We start from the raw sequence: 19,045 nt of genomic DNA on the forward strand, positions 1-19,045 counted from the left end.
GCGCATTACAAGCGCTCAGGAAAGCAGCACAGCACTGAAGGCAAAATCGCTTGGCAGAATGCCAGAATTTAACCGGCATTCCGGGCAGGCCTCTCTAAAAAGAGTGTTTTCACACAGCCTGTGTCCCCAGCCCGCCGCCGAACGTCGCCCACCTCGCTCTTCCTCAGCGCGCTTGATTGTCAAAAGTCTGTGACAAGCCGCCAGTCGTTTTGGCACACGTGCTGCTTTGAATATCGGTTCAGATGGAGTCCACACGCATCATCCCGATCTCTTCCGCCCGCGCCTCCATTAGCGCGCAACCCAGCAACATCGTCCGCATGGAACCCGATCCCGGCCTCATCAAGATGGAGTCCTCCCAGGGACGTGAATCGGTTTCCGGTGGAGATGCGGAATCCGCCCAGCGCTTTGCCGGAGAGGTGAAATACGTCGGTTATTTCGCGGACAAGCTGGCCGAGACATTGGGCATGCGCTCCATCGAAATGGCGATCGTGGAGGACCGCGAAGGACAGACCGCCATCAGCGCTGGTCAGCAGCGGGGCAACTGGCACGGGGTGGTCAGCAGCAACCGCCGCTCCATCAAACAGGTGCGCGAGGCTCTGGCACGCTGATCCCTCATTGCGACCATGAGTTTAAATCCTGTGATCACCTCCGCTGCCTCCTTGCAGCGCCTCGATGGTGTGGCTGGAGTGATGTTGTTCAAAGGCCGGAACACCATCCACCGCCAGATGCCCTTTTCAGACACCCGCGCGGATAACTTGCGCGAGATCATCAGCCAGATGCTTGAAGGCTACCGCCAGGTGCGGCGGAAGATCCATCAGATCTACCTGGAGTTTGACGGCGGAGTGCTTCTCGTGGTGCTGCAAAACGAAGTGGTGATGCTGTTTTTTCTGACCTCGCGCGCGGACCCCGATCTGGCGGCCAGCGCCGCTTCGGTGATGCTCAACGATCACGCGGCACTGCTCAGCAGCGCCTCCGCCGAAGCCCAGCCCGCTTCCCAACTGCCAGCGGACGGCATCGAGGAACTGGTCGTCACCAGCCCGCGTGCTCTGGCGCAGATCACGGAGAAGGCGGAAACCACGGTGAACCAGTGGGGAGCAGTGCGCAAATGCGTGGAAGGCGTGCTGGGCAAGGTCATGGGCCGCGCCCAGGCCAGCAATCTCATCCAGCGCACCATCGACGAAGCCAAAATCGCCGACCCGTACCGGCTTTCCGTCACCGAAGTCCGCAAGCTGGCTGTGAGCGTCATCGAGCACGTGCCCAACACCACCAAACGCCGCCAGCTCCTCGTCGAGCTCGATGCATCCATGGAACACTTGAAAATCTGAAACTGCCCCACTCACATGCTGCACTTCCGCGCCTGCCTTCTCGCCCTCATCACCCTCGTCACCTGCGCCTCCGCCCAGGATGGCAATGCGAAGATCGAGGCCAAGCTCGACACCATCATCAAAAAGCTGGACGCCAGCCAGGGCACCCTGAATGAAGTGGCAAAGTCCGTAAAGCCCGCCCCTGCGCCAGCAGCAGCAGCAGCAGCCGCGCCGGCCGCTGTCGCCAGCACACCGGGAGATGCCGCGCTGAAGTCAGACATCGAGACCGTGCAGATGAACCTGAACTACGTGTGGATGGTGGCCACCGGAGCGCTCGTCTTTGTGATGCAGGCCGGCTTTGCCATGGTGGAGCTCGGATTCGCCCGTGCGAAGAACAGCATCAACATCATCATGAAAAACTTCCTGGACTTCTGCATCAGCGCCATCGTCTTCCTTTTCGTGGGCTTTGGCCTGATGTTTGGGAAAAGCGCTGGCGGCTGGATCGGCAGTGACAGCTTCTGGATCTCAAACCACGCGGCAGATGACAAGATGTGGGCTTTCTGGTTCTTCCAGGTCGTCTTTGCCGGCACTTCCTGCACCATCGTCTCCGGCGCCATGGCGGAGCGCACGAAATTCGTCGGCTATCTCATTTATGCCGCGCTGCTTGCGGGCATCGTGTATCCGCTCGGTGGTCACTGGGCCTGGGGCAGCTTTGGTGGAGCCTTTGGTGTGGGTGGAGAAAAAGGCTGGCTGGAGGCGCTGGGCTTTGTCGATTTCGCCGGCTCCACAGTGGTCCATGGCTGCGGCGGTGCCTGCGCTCTGGCGGGCATCCTCGTGGTCGGCGCAAGGCATGGCCGCTTCGCCAAAGACGGCACGCCGCGCTTGATCGCGGGGCACAACATCCCTCTCGCCGCTCTCGGCGTGTTCATCCTGTGGTTCGGCTGGTTCGGCTTCAATGCGGGCTCCACGCTCATCGGCAATGGCACCATCGGCCGCATCGCGGTGAACACCACCATCGCTCCCGCCGCAGCGGCGCTCTCCGCCATGATCTCCATGTGGTTTGTGCAGGGGCGGCCGGACGTGGGCATCACGCTGAATGGCTCGCTCGGCGGCGCGGTCGGCGTCACCGCCTGCTGCGCCAGCATCTCCCCCGCCTCCGCCTTTATCGTCGGTCTCATTGCCGGCATCATCACCACGGTGGCCACCATCGCGCTTGAGCGCATGCAGATTGACGATGCCGTGGGCGCGGTGCCCGTGCATCTGGCCAACGGCTGGTGGGGCACTCTCAGCGTGGCCTTGTTTAATCAGGATGGCTTTGACGCGCACAAGCTCGGCGTCCAGGCGCTCGGCACATTCTCCGTCACTCTCAGCGCCTTCGTTATCTGCTTCACCATCTTCAAGCTGGTGGACAAGCTCGTCGGCCTGCGCGCCACGGACAATGAGCAGATCGACGGCCTGGACTTCGCCGAGCACGCCGCCAACGCCTACCCTGACTTCCAAACCACGGAGCAGGCGTAAGAGGCGCCCTCCCCTCCCGCGGCTTGCCCGGCCTGCGGCAAACCCGGTCACGCATTCCGCAAGATCGGCGGGGCATCGCAGACGCCCGTGTGCGTTTTTACCGGGTCATGATCAATCTCACCCGCCTTTACTGTGATGTCGCCCAGCCCATGGACCACCTGCGCTACGGTCGCGGCCATGGCTCGCCCACCTCCGCCGCCGAGCGCCGCCCCATCGTCGTCTGGAACATCACCCGCCGCTGCAATCTGAAATGCGTCCACTGCTACCAGGATTCCGATTCCAAATTCTACCCCGGCGAGCTCTCGTGGGAGCAGTGCAAAGCTGTCATCGATGACCTGGCCGAATACAAGGTCCCCGCGCTGCTGCTCTCCGGCGGCGAGCCCACCATCCACCCGCATTTCTTCGAACTCGCCGAATACGCCACCAGCCAGGGCCTGCGCCTCACCCTTTCCACCAATGGCACGCTCATCAATCCCGAGTGGGCCCAGCGCATCAAGAACATCGGCTTTTCCTACGTCGGCATCTCGCTCGATGGCATGGGCGCCACGCACGACCACTTCCGCGGCAAGGTCGGCTGCTTTGACAAGGCGGTGGCCGCCTTCCGCAACTGCAAGGCCGTGGGCCAGAAGGTCGGCCTGCGCCTCACCCTCTCGCGTCACAACATCGCGGACATCGAAGGCATCCTGGACTTCATTGAGCGAGAGGACATCGAACGCGTCTGCTTCTACCACCTCGTCTATAGCGGACGCGGCGCGGAGCTGATGGAGGTACCGCATGAAGAGACACGCGGCGCCATCGACAAAATCCTCGACCGCACCGCCAAGTGGGCCGCCAGCGGCAAGCCGCGCGAAGTGCTCACTGTCGATCAGCCCGTGGACGGCCCCTACCTCTACATGCGCCTGAAGCGCGAGAACCCCGAGCGAGCAGAGCGCGCCATGGAGCTTCTCAAATGGAACGGCGGCGGCGCCAACAGCAGCGGCACCGGCATCAGCAACATCGACACTCAGGGCAATGTGCATCCCGATCAGTTCTGGCACGAACTCACCCTCGGCAATGTGAAGGACCGCAAGTTCAGCGACATCTGGAGCAACCGCGACAACGCCACGCTCAATGCCTTGCGGGATCGCAAAAAGCATCTCACCGGCAAATGTTCCGAGTGCAGTTTCCTCGATGTCTGCGGCGGCGGCTTCCGTGTTCGTGCGCTGCAAATGACCGGAGACTTGTGGGCGCCTGATCCCTCCTGCTATCTTAATGATCAGGAGATCGGAATCGCTCAGGCTGCCTAGCGCTCACTCAGCGTGGCAGCTATGGAAATTCAACAGCATGCGGGATAATAGCAGGATTTTTCCCTGTCTGTTTTCTTGCCCTTTGGGGCTACGCCTGCCAGCATCTGTGGACATTTGTGGGGAGTCGCATCTCCCCACCAGCGTCATACTCTTCATTCCCTCGAATCCATGAATGCTTCACGTTGTTCCACTGCCAGCGTTTCTCGCACGCTCACCCTGCTGACCGCAGCGCTCCTTCTGGTGCAATGCTCCATGCCGCCGCAGGAGAGCTGGCGCTACATTCAGACGAATGGCCTGTTCTCCTACCTGCAAGCCTCGCCTCCATTCCACACCAGCGGCTCGCACACTCAGCGCTACTACGCCGGCCAGAGTTACCGGAGCAGGTATTCCCAGACCCCGAACTGGTATGGAGGCCTGTCCGGCCGCACCACCCCGCGCTACACGCCAAACAACTACCTCGGTGGCTCCTCCCTGGGTTCCGGAAGCTCCCGCTACATTCCCCGTTCCAAGCCCAGCAGCCCCTTGGTCGTGCGCAATCAGGCAGCGAAGATCCCCGTGGAGGAACCATCCCACACTCCGCAGGCCTCCAACGCTCCCCCGCCGGTCAGCCCCTCTCCCAGCACCAGCAGTGGCGCCGGTGCCACGGACAATCTGCCCTATGGCTCTGCCGTCCCCGGTCGCATGAACATGGTGAACAGCCCCTATGCAGGAAAGACTCAGCTCGTGGACGTTTCCGGCATGAGCGCAGGTCAGACGGTGAAGTGCCCCTACACCGGCAAGCTTTTCAAGGTCCCCCCGACTCAGCAGGCTGCCAATCATGTGGAACCCCGCCTGGAATCCAAGGCCGAGGCGCCCAAGACCAGCGACGAGCCCAAAGACGGGGACAAAAAGCCCTGAAACCCGCGTTAGAAGGTGTCCCTGCCCTCTGCAATCCCGGGAAACCGGACGCGGAATGCATTTGGTCTTGATTCAAACTTGATCAGTGGAACTCTTCTCGCCCTCAAAACCGCAAACGACAACCGATCATCCATCATGGGTCAACAACTGAACAAAGTCATCAAACGCCGCCGCCGCAAGCTTTACATCGCCCGCAAGAAAGCCCTGGCCAAGGCTGGCGTCTCCCGCAAGGCACGCGCCGTCAAATCCGACGCCAAGGCCGCCAAGAAGGCTCCAGCCAAGAAAGTCGCCGCCAAGAAAGCTCCTGCCAAGCCCAAGGCTGCTGAAGTGGCCGCCGAAGCCGCAGCTCCCGCCGTGGAAACCGCTGCTGCTCCTGAAGCTGCCGCACAGGAGTAACACTCTCCTCGCTGAGTCATTTCAAAACAAGACCACCGTCATGGGAAACCATGGCGGTGTTTTTTTGGCAGTGGAGGCCTCGCTCCGTCGAGATCTGAGCAGAGCGTCTAATACCCCGGCAGACCGCCGCAGTGCCGGCTTCGCATTCGCAACGGCTGCTCTCTCAGCGGAACCACCCGCTCCCGCTCGCACTGGGATACGCCGGCACCCCGCCGCTGGAGGAGTTGGAGTTGTACCCATCATAGTACCCCCGTTCAAAGCTCGCGCGATACCGTGGATCATACCGCCCCACCTGTGCCGCAGGATCCGCCGCGCGCCCTCCGGTGCGATCTCGCAGACCGTAATCGTACCCTTGGTTGTACGTCGGGTCTCGCGGTGCCTGTTGCTGCTGCTGTTGCACGCCTCCCTGCGGCTGCATGCCTTGGTTGGGATAGTTTCCCGTCTCACGCTGGCTGTTCACCGTCAGCCCGTAGCTTTGATTGTACCCATCGCGATACGCCATCTCCGTGTTGCGGTCGTAGCGGGAGGGGTAATGCCGGTAGTCCTGGATCTGCCCCTGCTGCGCATCCGCCTGTCCGTCCTGCTGCCCGCGTTCAAACGCCATGCCATTGACTTGAGATCCCTGGTCCCGCATGTCCTGCCGGTACGGATTCGCGTAAGGATCCGCGCCGTTCTGGCCATACGGCGCATCGACACACTGGGTGAGAAGCAGCGGCAGGGTCAGCAAAGTGAGAAGAGGAAGTTTCATGATGGACCTACCGAAGCGTAAAAGACGCCCCGCCACGTGGCAAGGCCGCAATCTCCGACGCGCGCACCACGTTACCTCTTCATGAAATTCCTCCCGCTGTTCTGCCTCTCTTTCGCCTGCCTGACCGCCTTCTCCCGCGCCGATGACGCAGTCCACATCGAAAAAGATGTCTCCTATCTTCCGGCAGAAAGAAAGGAAAAGGCAGACCTTTACCTTCCCGCGGATGACGGACTGAAACATCCCGCCGTCCTCATCATTCACGGTGGTGGGTGGACCGGTGGCTCCAAAGGAGCCGCGCGCGAGATCAATATCGGCACCACCCTCGCCTCCCATGGTTACGTGTGCATGAGCATTGACTACCTGCTCCACGATGCCAAAAGCCCCACGCCCTGCTGGCCGCAGAACCTGCATGACTGCAAGACTGCGGTCCGCTGGCTGCGTGCCAATGCGGAGCGCCTGCACATCGATGCCGCGCACATCGGCGTCATCGGCGGTTCCGCCGGCGGTCACCTCGCTGCGATGGTGGGCGTCACAGGTCCCGATGCAGAACTCGACCCCGCCAGCCCTTACGGCGACCAGTCCTGCGCCGTTCAATGCGTGGTGGACATGTACGGCCCTGCCAGTTTCGAAAACAGAGACGTCACCGCCTTGCGTAAAACGCGGGTGGAGGCACCGGAACTCTACCGCCAGTTTTCCCCGCTCACCTATCTCGACAAAAAAGATCCTCCTTTCCTCGTCCTGCACGGCACCGCAGACAAAACGGTGGACGTGGAGCAGTCGAAAATCCTCGATGCCGCGCTGGCCAGGCAGGGCGTCGAACATCAATTGGAAATCATCGAAGGCGCACCGCACACCTTCCACCTGCAGCCCAAGCAGAAGGACCTTCGCCCCCTGGTGCTTGCCTTTTTTGACAAGCACCTCAAGCCAGCAGCGAAGTAGCCCCTGCGGCTACTTCTTCCCCTTCTGCGAAGCCGCGGTGAACCAGTCATTGCCGCCGCCGCCACCGAAGGGATTGCCCATGCCTCCTCCGCTGCCACCAAAGGGATTCCCCATGCCGCCGCCGGAGCTGCGATTGCCACCGCCGCCGGAGAAGCTGCGCTGACCGCCGCCACCGCCGCCCTGGCCTCCCGCCGGGCGTGGTCCCGCGCTGCCCTGCTTTTTCTCAAAGTCAGGCTTCGACTTCATGCTCAGCGCGATGCGCTTGCGCTGGATGTCCACTTCCGTGACCGTCACCGTCACACGCTGCGCCACCTTCACGATCTCCGCCGCATCGCGCACAAAGGTGTCGCTGAGCTGGCTCACATGCACCAGGCCGTCCTGATGCACGCCGATGTCCACGAATGCGCCAAACGCCGTCACGTTGGTCACGATGCCCGGCAGCTTCATGCCCACCGTCAGGTCCTTCATTTCGTTCACGCCTTCCGCAAAGCTGAAGACCTCGAACTGCTTACGAGGGTCACGTCCAGGCTTCGCCAGTTCGTTCATGATGTCCTGCAGCGTGGGCAGGCCCACATCGTTGCTCACATACTTCTTCAGGTCGATCTTCTGGCGCAAATCCGCGCGCTGCATCAGCTCCGGCACCGAACAGCCAATGTCCGCCGCCATTTTTTCCACCAGCGGATAGCGCTCCGGATGCACCGCACTCGCGTCCAGCGGATGCGCCGCATCACGAATGCGCAGGAAACCTGCCGCCTGTTCGAAAGCCTTGTCGCCAAGTCTCGGCACCTTCATCAGGTCCTTGCGGCTCTTGAACGGCCCGTTCTCATTGCGGAAGGCCACAATGTTGGCCGCGTGCGCGCTGTTCAGACCGGACACATAACTGAGCAGCTGCTTGCTCGCCGTGTTCAGCTCCACGCCCACGCCGTTCACCGCGCTGATCACCACATGGTCCAGGCTCGTCTTGAGCTGGTTCTGATCCACGTCATGCTGATACTGCCCCACGCCGATGGACTTCGGATCCAGCTTCACCAGCTCCGCCAGCGGGTCCATGAGACGACGCGCGATGGAAACTGAGCCACGCACTGTGACGTCATGATTCGGGAACTCCTCACGCGCGACTTCGCTGGCGCTGTAAATGGAGGCGCCGCTCTCATTCACCATGATCACCGGGATGGAGCCTGGCACGCCGATCTTCTTCACAAACATCTCCGTCTCACGGCTGGCGGTGCCATTGCCAATGGCGATGGCCTGGATCTTGTACCGGTCCACCAGATTGAGCAGCAGGTTCTTGGCGTGCAGCAGGCCTCCGCCTTCGCCCAGCAGATAAATCACATCGTTGTAGAGCAGCTGTCCCTGCGCATCGAGCACCACGACTTTGCAGCCCGTGCGGAAGCCCGGGTCGATGCCCAGCACGCGCTTCTGTCCCAGCGGCGCCGCCAGCAGCAGCTCGCGCAGATTGTCCGCAAACACGCGCACCGCTTCCGTGTCCGCCTTCTTCTTGGATTCCAGGCGTGCTTCCGTCTCCATGCTGGAGCTCAGCAGGCGCTTGTAGCTGTCCGCGCAGGCCAGCTTCATCTGGTCCGTGCAGGCATTGCCGCCTTTGACGAAATTGTTTTCGATGATCTTGATCGCCGTGTCTTCCGCCGGCTGGATGCGCATGAGCAGGTAGCCTTCCTTCTCACCGCGGCGGATCGCCAGCATGCGGTGGGAGGGGATGGCCTTCAGCGGCTCTGTCCAGTCGAAGTAATCGCGGAACTTCTGCGCCTCCTCCTCCTTCTCCTTGCCAAACATCACCTTGGAAATCACCGTGGACTGCTCAGCAAAGAATTTGCGCAATGCCGCGCGCGTCTCCGCATGATCGCTGATACGCTCCGCGATGATGTCCCGCGCGCCGCTCAGTGCATCGGCCGCATCCTTCACGCGCAGCTCTTCGTTTTCGTGATCCGGGTTCACAAACTTCGCCACTTCGGTCGTAAGATCCACACCATGCGTCATGAGGTTCGCCTCGATGAAATCCGCCAGCGGCTCCAGTCCTTTCTCCTTGGCGATCGTCGCCCGCGTGCGGCGCTTCGGACGGAACGGTGCAAAGATGTCCTCCAGCGCATTCATCGTCTCCGCCTTCTCGATCTTCCCGCGCAGCGCATCCGTCATCAGCTTGCGCTCTTCGAGTGATTTCACGATCGCGGTGCGGCGGTCATCCAGCGCCACCAGCTGCGTCATGCGCTCCTGAATGCCTTGAATCTGTACTTCATCCAGAGACCCCGTGGCCTCCTTTCGGTAACGGGCGATGAACGGCACCGTGGCGCCGTCCGCAAAGAGTTTGGCCGTCGCGCCCACCTGGATGGCCCTCAGGCCCAGCTCCTTGGCGACACGTTCGACGTGGGTGACATTGATATTCAGTTCGTTGGCGGCAGACATGGTTGGAAATAGGAAAAGTGGAGGATAAAAATCCGGTTGGGAGTGGTGCAGTTAGCGAGACGTTCACACGCATCAACCATTCACCATCACCTGTGAAAAACTTTTGTCTGAGCCATGGCTTGACAGCGCTTTGCGAAATTTCCAAGGCCGCATCGTATGAAGGGTGAATGACAAAATTTTTTGCTGCTTTTCTCATTTCAACGGTTGCATTTGCCGCGGACGACTGGCCGCGCTGGCGGGGACCAAATGCCGATGGGGGCTGGAATCCAAAGGACATTCCCGCCGACTTCGCCAGGAAGGAGCCTGAAAGGCTGTGGAGGAAAGAAATCAGCGCCGGATTTGGCGGTGTCACCGCAAGCGACGGACGTGTGTACGTCATGGATCGGCTCAAGACTCCAAAGGAAGTCGAGCGCATCCTTTGCCTCGATGCCGAAAGCGGCAGAGAGCTCTGGCAGCACAGCTGGGAGGTGGCCTACGGCGGCATGGATTACGGAACTGGGCCGCGTTCATCGGTGAACATCTCCGGTGGCAAAGCCTATGCACTGGGTGCCACGGGCGTGGCCGTGTGCGTGGAAGCCGCGTCCGGCAAGATCATCTGGCAGGTGGACACGGTCCAGGCCTTCGGAGCCGAAGTCCCCAAGTGGGGCTTCGCCGCATCTCCAGTAATCGATGGAGACCGCGTGCTGCTCCATGCCGGCGCAAAAGCAGGCTCAGTCATCGCTTTGGATAAAAACTCCGGCAAGGAAGTCTGGCGCGGCGGCCCCGATCCCGCTGGCTACTGCACGCCGGAGATCATCTCCCATGCGGGCACGCGCCAGCTCATCGCCTGGGGTCCGGAACACGTGCAGAGTCTTGATCCGGACAGCGGCCGTGTGAACTGGCTCTACCCGTACAAAATCACTTATGGCGTCAGCATTGCCCAGCCGCTTTATCACGACGGCATCCTCCTCGTCTCCGGTTACTGGCATGGCACGAAGGCCCTGCAGCTCGGAAAGAAAGCCACGCTCCTGTGGGAAAACCAAAGCGAGATCTGCGGCCTCATGTCCGCCCCTTTGTACAAAGATGGAGTCGTTTACATGCTCGACAAAACACGCGGCCTGCAAGCCTTCGAACTCAAGACTGGCAGGATACTCTGGAGCGATGACAACACGCTGTCTCCGAAGGACAGCAACCCGCAGATGACACTCGTGTGGATGCAGGAATCCACCAGCCTCGCCGCCTTGCTCAATGCCAGCGGTGAACTGGTCTATGCCACCCTGAAACCTGCAGGCCGCACCGAACTGGCCCGCTGGCAGATCATCGGCAAAACCTGGGCGCATCCAGCATTCGCGGGAAACAAGATCTTCGCGCGCAGCGACAAGGAGTTGTCCGCCTGGCGGCTTTGGTAAGTCAGCATGTTTCGTTTACTTCGCCGCGCGCATCTTCCCAATCCTGCGCCCCGACCACTCAGCTTCGACCTTGATCGCGTTGCCTTCATAAAACATGTGCAGAGCCTCCTCACGCTTCAGCAGATCAAAGTCCGCTCCCATTTGCAGCTTGCGCAGGCAGACCGGGCACAGGTGCATCGGCCTTGAATCCGTCTCCTGCAGATGATTGGAGCCGTTCATGATGCACTCGTAGAACACGCAGTGCATCAGTCCAAACATGTGCCCCGTCTCATGGCTCAGCACCTTGCAGCTTCGTTGCAGAATCAAGGCCTGCGTTTGCTCCGTTCTGGCATCGCCATAAAACGCCGGATCATATCGCGCAAAGCTGAACACGCCCGCCCCGCCTTGCAGCATCGCCTGTCCAAACACAAAGTTCCACTCCTCGTCAGGGTACAAGTCTTCCATCGTCACCGCGATCAAAGCATACGCATCACGCGGTTTGCGCGAGGGCAGCCAGGTCAGAATGTCGGTGGTCAGCAGTTGCAGCTTCTGCGTGTTCTTGTTCGTCCGCTTTTTCGCCGGCACCTTGTCCAGCGCCACCGGCTCCAGAATGCGCGTCTCCATTCCAAAGAAAGCCGTGCAATAGTCGCGCAGTTTCTCCAAAGAGGGCGCTTGGTCCGCTTTAAACTCCCCCAGCGGCAGCACGCACAAAACTTTTTGCTGCGCGGTCGGCTTCAAAGCCGACAACGCCACGCGATATTCCTCCACCGTCTGCCCTGGCTCTTTGTGCTGCGCCAGCCAGTCCATCGGCCTGGGCTTGCGGATGGCTTCAAAGAACGCCGCGTCAGCCTCAAACGCCGCACGCTGCACCGCCTGAAGCTTTGTCGTGTCTCCCACCGCCTCCTGCGCCGTGGGCATGCGTCCAAGCCGTGACTGGGCGGACAGCGTCTTGAAGACAACAACTCCCACCAGTGCATACAGGCTGATGCGGATGGGCAGGGACACGCGCGGAAATTTCATCCCGTACTTTCCTGCCACCCATTGAACTCTGGCAAGGAAAGATTCGCTCTCGGCCGCACTTAGACTACGCCATGAAACTCTGGCTGCCTCTGCTTCTCGCCCTGTTCTCTCTCTTCGTCATCGCCGCCGCTCCGGTCGCCGAGCAGCCCGCATGGAAAGCCGGCGCGGCCTCCGCCAAAATCACCCCGGAGAATCCCATGTGGATGGCAGGCTACGCCGCACGCACCAAGCCATCTGAAGGCGTGGAGCTGGATCTCTACGCGAAAGCTTTCGTGCTCACCGACGAGGCAGGCTCACGCTTCGCCCTCATCACCATGGATCTCATCGGCGTGCCGAGGAACCTGCGCCTCGCCGTCGCCGAGCGCGTGAAAAAAGAATACGGCATCGATCCCGCCAGCCTCGCCATCAATGCCTCCCACACCCACAGCGGTCCCGAACTTCGCACCGGCAAAACTCACGGCGCTGACGACATCGCCCTGCGCGAAAAAGAAGCCGCCGAATACACCGCAAAGCTGGAGGAAACGCTCGTGCGCCTCGTCGGCCAAGCCATCCAAAAATCCGCCCCCGCCCATCTCGACTACAGCACCGCCCGCTGCGGCGTCTCCATGAACCGCCGCACCCCCGATGGCAAAGGCGGCTGGAACAACTTCCCCAATCCGAATGGCCCCGTCGATCAAACGGTGCCCGTGCTCAAAGCCAGCACCGCCGAGGGCAAAGACATCGCCATCATCTTCGGCTACTCCTGCCACTGCACCACACTCGGCCATCAAAAATTCAGCGGCGACTACGCCGGTTACGCGCAGCAGGAAATCGAAAAGGCCCATCCCGATGCCGTGGCCATGTTTGCCAACGGCTGCAGCGGCGACCAAAACCCCTACCCGCGCAACAAGACAGAACTCGCCCAAACCCACGGCAAGTCTCTCGCCACCTCTGTGCAGGCCGCGCTCGAAACCCACATGCAGCGCCTCAAAGGCCCAATCCGTTCCTCCTACCGGGAGATCCCTCTGGCCTACGACAAGCTGCCCACCCGCGAGCAGCTTCTGGAAGAGCAGAAATCCACCAACAAATACCTCGTCGGACATGGCACCCGCATCCTGCAGCGCATGGACAGCGGAGAGCCCCTGCCCACCACTTACCCTTATCCCGTCCAAGTCCTCCGCCTCGGCTCCGACCTCACCTGGGTCACCCTCGGCGGCGAAGTCGTCGTGGACTACTCACTCCGCCTCAAAAAGGACATCAAAGATCCCATCGTCTGGATCAGCGGCTACACCAATGACGTCATGGCCTACATCCCCAGCCTCCGCATCTGGCAGGAAGGCGGCTACGAAGGCGGCGGCGCCATGATCTACGGCACCCACCCCACCCGCTGGAGCGACAAGACCGAGGAGCACATCATCAGCACCGTGATGGAGCTGCGAAAGGCCGTGGACTGAACCAGCCCCGCATGCTCACTTTTGCTCCCGCAGCAGCCGCACCTGCGCTTTCAACAAAGCCACCTGCGCCTTCTGGATCTCCACCTCAGAGGCGCGCGCCTGTTTCTTCATGTTCTTCGCCCATTCCACCCAGCGCTCACAGGCGGCCACCAGCCCCTGAAGTTCGGTGATGATCAGTTCCTTCTGCCCTTTTTCACGCGCCAGCTCCACCCTCGCTTCAGCCAGCTCGATCTCCGCCAGCTCCACCTGCCCGCCCTCTCCCGCGCTCCTTCCCGCTTTGTACAAAGCCTGCTCAATCTCCACCAGCGCCTCCCGAATCCGCACAATCTCCGTCAGCTTCGCCACAATCCCCGCATCCGGCACCGTCGCTCCCCCCGCCTTCTCCTGCTGCTGCGCCATCGCCGAACAGGCCACTAGCATCACCATCACTCCTGCAATCAGTTTTGTTTTCATAGTCGTGTGGGTTTTCAGTCTTTGGGATGACCAGTCACGCTCAAAACGAGCACGAAGGTTCACCCCTGTCACCGTTTCAAACCTTCTGCGATGGCAGGCATTAAGCCTACAACTAAAGCCTCCGCACTCTCATGTCACAGCAACGATGGATCTGAAAGCGACCGAGATTTTATCTTTCGATGAGCGTCAGTGCGAACTGGCTGAGAAGGAAGGTTTGCTGACCTTGCCTTGACTCAACAAAAACGGCCCGGGATACCATCCCGGGCCGTTTGAGATTTAAAGGGACACCGCACTCGGAGAGTGCGGACCACCTTACTTGCTGTTCTCCGCAAACTGCGCGTCAAAGATGATCTTGCTCGGCGGGAAGTCGATCTTCTTCACAAACGCAGCGGATTCCGCGGCGCCAAACTCGCGGTCCATCGCGCCGTCTTCCCACTCCACGCTCAGCGGGCCACCGTACTCGATGTCGTTCAGCGCGCGGATGATGCGCTCAAAGTTGATGTTGCCACGGCCCACGGACTTGAAGTCCCAATAGCGGCTCGGCTTGTGGAAATCCACATGGCCGCCGAACACGCCCGCCGTGCCGTCGCCGATGCCCCAGGCCACGTCCTTCATGTGCACATGGAAAATGCGGTCGCTGAACTTGTACAGGAACTTGATGTAATCGACCCCCTGGTACCCGAAATGGCTTGGGTCGTAGTTGAAGCCAAAGGCCGGGTGGTAGTCCACCGCCTGCAGCGCGCGCTCAGCACTCGCGATGTCAAAGGCGATCTCCGTCGGATGCACTTCCAGCGCGTAGCGGATGCCCAGCTTCTGGTACTCGTCAAAGATCGGCGTGAAGCGCTTTGCGAAGTCCTTGTAGCCCGCGTCGATCTGGCCCGGCAGATTCGGTGGGAAGGAATACACCAGGTGCCAGATGCTGCTGCCGGTGAATCCGTTGACCACATTCACGCCGAAACGCTTCGCCGCATGCGCGGTTTTGATCAGCTCTTCCGCCGCGCGCTGGCGCACGCCTTCCGGATTGCCGTCGCCATAGATGTGGCCGGGAAGGATCTGCGCGTGGCGCGGGTCGATGTTGTCGCACACTGCCTGACCCACGAGGTGGGTGGAGATCGCATGGCACTGCATGCCTGCCGCCTTCAGTTTGGCGCGTTTGGCATCGCAGTAGGCCTGGTCCGCCTTGTCCACTTCAAAGTGGTCGCCCCAGCAGGCAAGCTCGACGCCGTCATAGCCAAAGGCCTTGGCCTTCTGAATCATGGTATCGCAGGAAAGATCGGCCCACTGGCCGGTAAAAAGTGTGACTGGGCGTGGCATGTCGGGTGTTAGGTTGAGTTGAGGACGGGAAGAAGGAGAATGTCGGGCGAATGTCGAATGCCTAATGATGAAATTTTGCGTCTTTCCCGGTTATTTGCGCTCCACCGCCAGGGTGCGGACCAGGGTGTAGGGCAGCTCCAGCGTCAGCTGCGCCGGCTTGCCATTGAGGTCATTCACGGCGCTCGAGTTCTTGAGGTTCCCGGTGATTTTGGTGTCCACATTCAGCATGTCCGAAAGTCGCCGCACCAGTGTGGCATCAAACGTGACCTCGATGCTGCTCACGTAGCCCATGGGCCGCTCCATGGTGAAGACTCCCGTCAGATGCACCGCCGCCAGCGTGCCCTCCGGCCGCGCCTCCACAGAGACCAGCGTGCACTCGATGTCCTTGGCCACCGCCGCCCCATACTGCCTGCCCTTGGCCTCGTTCAGGCTGATCTTCCACGTATCCCCGGCCTTGCGCGTCTGGTTGTCCAGACACACATCCGGAATCTCCAGCAGCAGGTGGGTGAAGGCCAGGTCGTTCATAAACTTCTGCTCCTCCGCCGTCGGCTTGCCGCCCACCATCGCATATTTCCACCGTCCGCCCGGCTTTTGCAGGCGCAGCGTTTTGCCCACCAGTGGTCCGGGCTGCTCGGACGTCGCGGGCGCGGGGCCGGTGTAATTGATCAGCTCGCACAGCATCTCCCGCACCTGCACCTCTTCGCTGTCATTTCCCAGCGAGCGCCGCACCAGGTTCACCCGCTGCAGGAAGCGCACAGAAAATGAATTGCCAGGATTCATCGTTCCCTTGCCCTCCTGCACCCGCACCTCCCGCTTTTCCCGCAGCACATTTCCGCTGCGCTGCCCGTTGTGGGAGCTCAGCTCCACCGGCCCGTCGGCACGGCCTGCGGCAGCCAGCGGAAGGGCGCTCAATGACAGCAGCAGGAGGCAAAGCGTGGCATTCATGCGGCAAGACTACCAAGAGCCCGCCGCCGGGCACAAGTCCCAACTACCACCGGTGAAGAGGAGTGCGGCTTTTGGCGGCCCCCACCGATGCCCCTGCCTGTGTGATCCCTCCATTTCATGCTTGGCTCATGCCGCCCGTTCATTCCATGATGCGCGCATGATCCGAGCGCTCCTCCTCAGCATCGCCTGCACCACCGCCGTCCGGGCTCAGTGGACCACCTCCCGCATCCACGGTTCCCCCGAGGCCCCCCGGCCCTACATCGCGGAGCAGGTCTTCCCCCAGGTGCGAATGAACGATGCGCTCGAAATGGTCCCCGTCCCCGGAGCAGGCCGTTTCGTCAGCGTGGAGCGCGGCGGAAAGGTCTGGAGCTACCCAAACTCCCCTGACGCCACCACCTCCACCCTCATCGATCTCAAGACTCTCCACCCGGAGATGCACAGTGCCTACGGCATCGCCTTCCACCCGCAGTGGAAGACCAACGGCTACGTTTTTCTCGCTTATGCCTACGGAGAAAACGTTCTCGATGGCACCAAGCTCTCCCGCTTCAAACTCAGCCAGCAGGAGCCCCCCGTGCTCGATCCCCAGTCTGAAACCATCCTCCTCACCTGGCGCAGCGGCGGTCACAACGGCGCCTCCATCCAGTTCGGCCCCGATGGCATGCTCTACATCTCCACCGGCGATGCCACCGCCCCCTCGCCACCCGACACCTTAAACACCGGCCAGGACATCAGTGACTTCCTCTCCTCCATCCTCCGCATCGACGTCGATCACGCCGAAAACGGCAAAGCCTACGCCGTCCCTCCAGACAATCCCTTTCTAAAAACCCCCAAAGCCATGCCCGAAATCTGGGCCTTCGGCTTCCGCAATCCTTGGAAGATCAGCTTCGATCAAAAAGGCCGCCTCTGGTGCGGCGATGTCGGCTGGGAGCTTTGGGAAATGATCCACCTCGTACAGCGCGGCGGCAATCACGGCTGGAGCGCCTACGAGGCCAGCCAGCCCATCAAGCCCGAGACCGCGCGCCCTGAGCCGATCATCCCACCCGTCGCCGCGCATCCCCACACCGAGGCCGCCAGCATCACCGGCGGCTACGTCTATCACGGCTCCCGCTTTCCCGAACTGCGGGACGCCTACATCTACGGCGACTACGAAACCGGCAAGATCTGGGCCCTCTGGCATGACGGCAAACAAGTCACCCGTCGCGACGAAATCGCCGACACCCCGCACAAGATCGGCACCTTCGGCCAGAGCGAAGACGGCGAGATCTACTGGATCAATTACGAAAAAGATTCGCGCATCTACCGCCTCGCCCCCAATCCCGCCGTCGGCAAGCCCAGCCAGTTCCCGCACAAACTCAGCGCCACCGGCCTCTTCTCCGACACCGCCAAGCAAACACCCGCCGCCGGCGTTCTCCCCTTCGAAATCACCGAGACCATGTGGCAGGACGGTGCCACCGCCACACGCTTCATCGCCCTTCCCGAAGGCAGCCGCATCAAGACCACCGTGAACGGCTTGAATTTCAAAGTCGAATGGCCCGCCGAGTCCGTCCTCGCCCGCACCATCACCTGGCCCGCCACCCAGCAGCGCATCGAAACCCAGATCCTCCATTTCGATGGCGAGACCTGGAACGGCTATTCCTACCGCTGGAACGAGAAGGGCACCGATGCCGATCTCATCACCGCGGATGGTGCGGAATTCACCGTGCAAAAACAGCCTTGGCGGATCCACGGCCGCGCCGAGTGCGCCCGCTGCCACAACAACTGGAGCGGCTTCGCCCTCGGCTTCCAGCCCGATCAGCTCGCCAGCATCGCTGGCAAGAAGCCCTCCGAATCCCCTCACCTCTTCGACGGCCCCTTCCTCAACCGTCTGAAAAATCACCTCGTTTCCAGCCACGACGACAAAGCCGAGATCGAACTCCGCGCCCGCTCCTGGCTCCACGCCAACTGCGCCCATTGCCACCGCCGCCACGGCGGCGGCAGCGTCCCCCTCATGGTCAACTTCGATCTCCCAACCGCCGAGACCATGCTTTCCGAGGTTCCCACCAGAGGAGATTTTGGCATCCCCAAGGCACTTGTACTCAACAATGGTCAGCCAGCCCACAGCGTCCTGCTCTACCGCCTCGCGATCTCCGGCAGCGGCCACATGCCAGCCATCGGCGCGCGTGAAACCGATCCCTCCGGTCTTGAGGTATTGAGGACCTGGGTTGCTAACAAGCCTCTACAAGCCCCACCAACAAACATTCATCACTGGAGTGACCTGCCAGTTTCGAAGCTCATGGTCCAGCTCAAAGACCCTGCAGTGTCCGACAAATACTTGCCCCAAGCCCTGGCAGACATCCCCTCCGCCATGGAGCTCGTTTTCGCCTTGGACACCCCGTGGTTCCAATCCCCTCTCCGCGAAAAAATCCTTCAGGCAGCTCTAAAGAGCCCCAATCAGGCCATCCGCTCCTTGTTCGAGCGCTTCCTCCCTCCCGACCAGCGCATCAAAACCCTCGGCCCAAACTTCGACGCCAAAAAGCTCCTCGCTGTTAAAGGCGATGCCAAACGCGGCTCCGAACTCCTCCGCATGACCGGCAAGCTCGCCACCTGCCTCGCCTGCCACATCGTCCATGGCACCGGTCGCGACTTCGGCCCGGACCTGAGCCAGGTCGGCTCACGCCTCACACCCGAGCAAATCCTCGAAAGCATCCATCAACCCTCAAAGATAATCGCAAAAGGCTACGAGCCATGGATTATCACGCTTCAGGATGGCAGCATGCAAAGCGGCTTCCTCGTCAGCCCTTCGGATACCTCCATCTCGCTCAAGCTCCCCACCGGCCAGTCCCAGACCATTCCTCGCGCTCAGGTCAAAAGCCAGCAGCCGCAGCCCGTCTCGCTCATGCCTGAAGGCCTCCTGCAAAGCCTCACCCAACAGGAGGCCGCAGATCTCCTTGAATATCTGGTGGGATTGAAGTCGGGGAAACCCTGATTCTTCATTCTGCCGCAGTGAGTTATCCTGCCTTTGTTAGCC

General features: G+C 61.1%; 16 protein-coding genes. 10 read left to right on the forward strand and 6 right to left on the reverse strand.

Annotated features, from left to right (window positions below; genetic code table 11):
* Positions 1-242: 242 nt before the first annotated feature.
* The 6 genes from ACILSO_RS31355 to ACILSO_RS31380 all read left to right on the forward strand — a co-directional run bounded on the left by ACILSO_RS31355 (position 243) and on the right by ACILSO_RS31380 (position 5,401).
* Entirely contained in the window at positions 243-608 is a 366-nt protein-coding gene (locus ACILSO_RS31355; RefSeq protein WP_395741447.1) for a hypothetical protein, read from the forward strand.
* 15 nt (positions 609-623) lie between these two features.
* Entirely contained in the window at positions 624-1,325 is a 702-nt protein-coding gene (locus ACILSO_RS31360; protein ID WP_395741448.1) for a hypothetical protein, read from the forward strand.
* Positions 1,326-1,340: 15 nt separating this feature from the next.
* Positions 1,341-2,822 (forward strand): ammonium transporter, encoded by a 1,482-nt coding sequence (locus ACILSO_RS31365; protein WP_395741449.1) that lies wholly within the window; start codon positions 1,341-1,343, stop codon positions 2,820-2,822.
* 107 nt (positions 2,823-2,929) lie between these two features.
* Complete coding sequence (locus tag ACILSO_RS31370; protein WP_395741450.1) at positions 2,930-4,108, forward strand: radical SAM protein; 1,179 nt, start codon at positions 2,930-2,932, stop codon at positions 4,106-4,108.
* A 168-nt stretch (positions 4,109-4,276) separates the two neighbouring features.
* Positions 4,277-5,005: a hypothetical protein gene (locus ACILSO_RS31375; protein WP_395741451.1), complete on the forward strand. Its 729-nt coding sequence runs from the start codon at positions 4,277-4,279 to the stop codon at positions 5,003-5,005.
* Between the two features lie 135 nt (positions 5,006-5,140).
* Entirely contained in the window at positions 5,141-5,401 is a 261-nt protein-coding gene (locus tag ACILSO_RS31380) for a hypothetical protein (RefSeq protein WP_395741452.1), read from the forward strand.
* A gap of 163 nt (positions 5,402-5,564) precedes the next feature.
* Here ACILSO_RS31380 and ACILSO_RS31385 read toward each other — a convergent pair whose 3' ends face one another.
* The gene (locus ACILSO_RS31385) at positions 5,565-6,149 is read right to left on the reverse strand and encodes a hypothetical protein (RefSeq protein WP_395741453.1); all 585 of its coding nucleotides are present in this window, start codon (positions 6,147-6,149) and stop codon (positions 5,565-5,567) included.
* An 81-nt stretch (positions 6,150-6,230) separates the two neighbouring features.
* On the opposite strand from ACILSO_RS31385, the gene ACILSO_RS31390 reads away from it, so the two are divergent.
* Entirely contained in the window at positions 6,231-7,088 is an 858-nt protein-coding gene (locus tag ACILSO_RS31390) for an alpha/beta fold hydrolase (protein WP_395741454.1), read from the forward strand.
* Positions 7,089-7,097: 9 nt separating this feature from the next.
* Here the strand turns inward: ACILSO_RS31390 and ACILSO_RS31395 are convergent, their stop codons facing one another.
* Complete coding sequence (locus ACILSO_RS31395) at positions 7,098-9,506, reverse strand: Tex family protein (protein ID WP_395741455.1); 2,409 nt, start codon at positions 9,504-9,506, stop codon at positions 7,098-7,100.
* Positions 9,507-9,673: 167 nt separating this feature from the next.
* On the opposite strand from ACILSO_RS31395, the gene ACILSO_RS31400 reads away from it, so the two are divergent.
* A complete protein-coding gene (locus ACILSO_RS31400; protein WP_395741456.1) occupies positions 9,674-10,894 on the forward strand; it encodes a PQQ-binding-like beta-propeller repeat protein in 1,221 nt (406 codons plus the stop codon).
* A gap of 15 nt (positions 10,895-10,909) precedes the next feature.
* Here ACILSO_RS31400 and ACILSO_RS31405 read toward each other — a convergent pair whose 3' ends face one another.
* Complete coding sequence (locus ACILSO_RS31405) at positions 10,910-11,893, reverse strand: archaemetzincin (protein ID WP_395741457.1); 984 nt, start codon at positions 11,891-11,893, stop codon at positions 10,910-10,912.
* Positions 11,894-11,964: 71 nt separating this feature from the next.
* Between ACILSO_RS31405 and ACILSO_RS31410 the strand changes: the two genes are divergently transcribed.
* A complete protein-coding gene (locus ACILSO_RS31410) occupies positions 11,965-13,326 on the forward strand; it encodes a neutral/alkaline non-lysosomal ceramidase N-terminal domain-containing protein (protein ID WP_395741458.1) in 1,362 nt (453 codons plus the stop codon).
* Between the two features lie 15 nt (positions 13,327-13,341).
* On the opposite strand, the gene ACILSO_RS31415 is transcribed toward ACILSO_RS31410, so the two are convergent.
* The 3 genes from ACILSO_RS31415 to ACILSO_RS31425 form a co-directional block, all read right to left on the reverse strand.
* Complete coding sequence (locus ACILSO_RS31415; protein WP_395741459.1) at positions 13,342-13,779, reverse strand: hypothetical protein; 438 nt, start codon at positions 13,777-13,779, stop codon at positions 13,342-13,344.
* Positions 13,780-14,091: 312 nt separating this feature from the next.
* Entirely contained in the window at positions 14,092-15,093 is a 1,002-nt protein-coding gene (locus tag ACILSO_RS31420) for a sugar phosphate isomerase/epimerase family protein (protein WP_395741460.1), read from the reverse strand.
* A gap of 90 nt (positions 15,094-15,183) precedes the next feature.
* Entirely contained in the window at positions 15,184-16,038 is an 855-nt protein-coding gene (locus ACILSO_RS31425; protein WP_395741461.1) for a hypothetical protein, read from the reverse strand.
* A 157-nt stretch (positions 16,039-16,195) separates the two neighbouring features.
* Here ACILSO_RS31425 and ACILSO_RS31430 point away from each other — a divergent pair, with 157 nt between their 5' ends.
* The gene (locus ACILSO_RS31430; RefSeq protein WP_395741462.1) at positions 16,196-19,003 is read left to right on the forward strand and encodes a PQQ-dependent sugar dehydrogenase; all 2,808 of its coding nucleotides are present in this window, start codon (positions 16,196-16,198) and stop codon (positions 19,001-19,003) included.
* The last annotated feature ends 42 nt before the right edge of the window (positions 19,004-19,045 follow it).

Source organism: Prosthecobacter sp. (assembly GCF_044226605.1).
In the GTDB taxonomy this organism is placed as follows: domain Bacteria; phylum Verrucomicrobiota; class Verrucomicrobiia; order Verrucomicrobiales; family Verrucomicrobiaceae; genus Prosthecobacter.